Annotated in this window: 4 protein-coding genes; all 4 read right to left on the reverse strand. The window is 57.4% G+C overall.

Translation table 11 applies throughout. The features are described from left to right. Window positions 1-138: 138 nt before the first annotated feature. Entirely contained in the window at window positions 139-417 is a 279-nt protein-coding gene (locus tag DBR23_RS29475) for a hypothetical protein (RefSeq protein ID WP_146191480.1), read from the reverse strand. Between the two features lie 611 nt (window positions 418-1,028). Beyond that, window positions 1,029-1,367, reverse strand: a complete 339-nt coding sequence (locus DBR23_RS28685; protein WP_108500306.1) for a nucleotidyltransferase family protein — start codon at window positions 1,365-1,367, stop codon at window positions 1,029-1,031. Further along, the gene (locus DBR23_RS28690) at window positions 1,367-1,912 is read right to left on the reverse strand and encodes a GNAT family N-acetyltransferase (protein ID WP_108500307.1); all 546 of its coding nucleotides are present in this window, start codon (window positions 1,910-1,912) and stop codon (window positions 1,367-1,369) included. The genes DBR23_RS28685 and DBR23_RS28690 overlap by 1 nt, the downstream gene beginning before the upstream one ends. A 3-nt stretch (window positions 1,913-1,915) precedes the next feature. Continuing rightward, window positions 1,916-2,755: uracil-DNA glycosylase (locus tag DBR23_RS28695; RefSeq protein WP_233250807.1), on the reverse strand; the 840-nt coding region annotated here is incomplete at its 5' end.

Consider the following 2,755-nt stretch of genomic DNA (forward strand, 5'->3'; position numbering starts at 1 on the left):
GGCGATTTTGAGGGGTTGACTTTCAGGATACGGAAAAATGCGGCTACAGCCGCTGAACAGGTTCGGACGCTGGGGAGTATTTCAGCAGCCTGTTAGGGCCCTGAGCCGTCGTTGCATAGTTTGTGGAGGCGAGGCTGACTACTGGCGAGCTGCAAAACGTGATGATGCTTCGCTCAATCCCATGTTTTCTGCTGCACGTTGGAGTTCCGCCCAAAAAGCTGGAGGGGAATGGCAAAGGTTGCCAAGGAATTCTGCTTCTTCCAGCGCTAACCCGAGTTCGTTGTGATTTAGAAACTCATCCATCTGATGAAGAACGTCTAATGCCTCATTGGGGAGTGGAGACGGAAGGTGACCTTTACTGGCAATCAAGTGTCGAGACGTGATTGCCCAAGAAGACCTTAGATCCTGGGTCGCCATTGTTGTCACCTCCTTCTACGGATGCCCGCTTCTGGCCGAGAGCCGCTGTTGACTGAGCTTACCTGCCGGGGTGTTCGTGGTGCTGGACCGAATGGTCATCAATGCCGGAAAGCGCTGCCTGCTGCTAATTGGCACGTTGCCTCTGGCATCACCAGGCTTTCCAAGCCTCCCCTATGTCATTCTTGACAAGCGCATAAACGCGAGAAACGGCAGTCAAGTCGCCCATCCAATCGAGGAAGTTCGAGTTCATCCGTCGAATGTCCCGAAAGCTTGAGTGCAAGATGGAGTCCGACTCCACGATGACGCTGCGGCACTCGTCACTGAACTGGTCGGCCGTTATATCAACCACAAGGCCATCGCGCTCAAGCCAAGCGTGCGTTGTCCAGGTGCCCTCTGGCACGCTGCCCCGTACCCCAGACACGTATTGGAACCCGGAGATTTTGCAGTCCACTGCGAGGTAGGTACCCAGGACCAATGCCGTGTCACCACACGAACCGCGAGGGAAATTTTTGAAAGTGACAGGCCGCTTCTCATTCGGGATGCGGTCGATAGCAGACCTTACAGCGGATGCGACTGCACGAATCAATGCGTGAGTGTCGAGACCGGGGGGCTCATGAGGTCTTGTCATATGCCATCAGGCTGGATTCCTGAAGCCCGCGTGCGATCGTGGGTGTCTGAATCTCATCAATGAACTGCTCAAGCTGCACTTGGAATCCGGTCAGGGCACTGAGCTCGTGCGCCCAGCCGTTAGTCTCAGCCATCCACGTGGCCAAGCCGCCGCTTTCGTCGGAGCCCTGGAATGTTTGGGGATCGAGTTCGATGGCTATGTCGAGATCACTGTCGGGTCGATAGTCCTGGCGAGCGCGGCTGCCAAAGAGGTAGGCACGCTTGACCAATGGCTTGGATGCAGCCCATTTGGCGACGCAGTGAAGGACTTCGTGTACGTCCATCAAGACGACGCTGCTCCAGTGGAGGACAAGGATGCGAACCGCATTCGCATTGTGACTTCGACATATCTCTGCCCGTTGTGCAAATATTCGGCCTTCTCAACCTCGCAGTCGCCTTTCTCAGCCTCGTCGGACTCGAAGCCAAGCGACTCGTACAGTGCCACTGCCGCTGGATTTGGAACATTCACGACAAGAGAAACACCATGGGCTCCCAATTCTTGAATTCTGTTGAGACACATCTCGACCAGCGTCCTGCCGACCCCTTGCTTGCGCGCACTCGGATGGACGATGACGCCCGCAATGGCAGACCAGGGCTCATCGTCAAATGGCTCGGCCGGAAATTGGTAGAGAGCAGCGGACCCGATTAACTCCTCTTCGGCAAAGGCGCCAAAGGTCTCATACGGCGGCCGAAGCTGCTGCGCGATCCCTTCAGGCGTGAGTGCGCGGAGTCGTTCCGATTCTGATCCGAGCGTGCCGTCAGCATCGACCAGGGCGCGAAGATTGCGCAAGGCTTTCGCATCTGCAAGATTGAGTGTTCGAAAAAGCATTGGTTAGAGGATACGTGACACGGCAGACTCTTGGTGCTGGGCTGGATCTACCTTCTTCGAGCGTAATTTCGGCAAACTCTTGGCCAAGTTCCGCATGCCGGCCCTGAACTCTGAGGTCCCGCCCTTGGCAGGGTGGCGCACTGAGGCGAACGTCGGCACCTTCATGGCCTTCAGCAACTTCTCGGCTTTGCCTCCGATGGCCACAATGGGCACTGTTGGAAAGGCCTGGGCCAGGATATGCATCGCCGGGGCTCCGAATGCCATTTCGGCCTGCCGCGGGGTGCGGTTGGAGTTGCGGTCGGCCTCTCTGTGAGGATGCAGCTGCAGGGCGTTCCACAAGATGGTTGTCTCACTCAAGCGGAGGTCTTCAAGCGCCCCCCACACGACCGTCGCAGAGGATTCCCTGTAGGGGATGTGTCGCCGTGTCAGGCGTGGCTCTACGGGGAGTCGGGGAAGGCCTGTCTCGCATAGTTGAGCTTCACTGGAGAAGGCTATGCCTGTGTGCCGGCACCCCCTGTATCCAGCGGCCTCTCCAACCAGAATCAACTCGGGGGCGCAGTCCAGATGTGCGGCCAAACGGGCGAGCTTGCGTTCTGGACCGTTGTGTGGCTCGTCATCAGGACAGTAGTCGAACCACGGATTGAACAGGCCGGGGATGCCATGGGGTAGCGTGCCGACCAGCTGGCGTGCAAGTTCTACTGCAAAAGGACTGGTCTGTCGTCGTGTATCTGCGGTGCCCTTGCTGCTTGCATCCGCCAGCTCGTGCGCGCTTTGGGAATCTTCGTTGATGTGCCCGGGGCTCTTCATGCCAGCCTTTCGATTTGCAATGCCCATTTGGGATTT

This window comes from Acidovorax sp. HMWF018 (assembly GCF_003061035.1).
GTDB classification, from domain to species: Bacteria; Pseudomonadota; Gammaproteobacteria; order Burkholderiales; family Burkholderiaceae_C; genus Acidovorax; species Acidovorax delafieldii.

Coding starts and splice junctions, on each gene's coding strand:
- DBR23_RS29475 (WP_146191480.1), bottom strand. CDS start 417: ATGGCGACCCAGGATCTAAGGTCTTCTTGGGCAATCACGTCTCGACAC.
- DBR23_RS28685 (WP_108500306.1), bottom strand. CDS start 1,367: ATGGACGTACACGAAGTCCTTCACTGCGTCGCCAAATGGGCTGCATCC.
- DBR23_RS28690 (WP_108500307.1), bottom strand. CDS start 1,912: ATGCTTTTTCGAACACTCAATCTTGCAGATGCGAAAGCCTTGCGCAAT.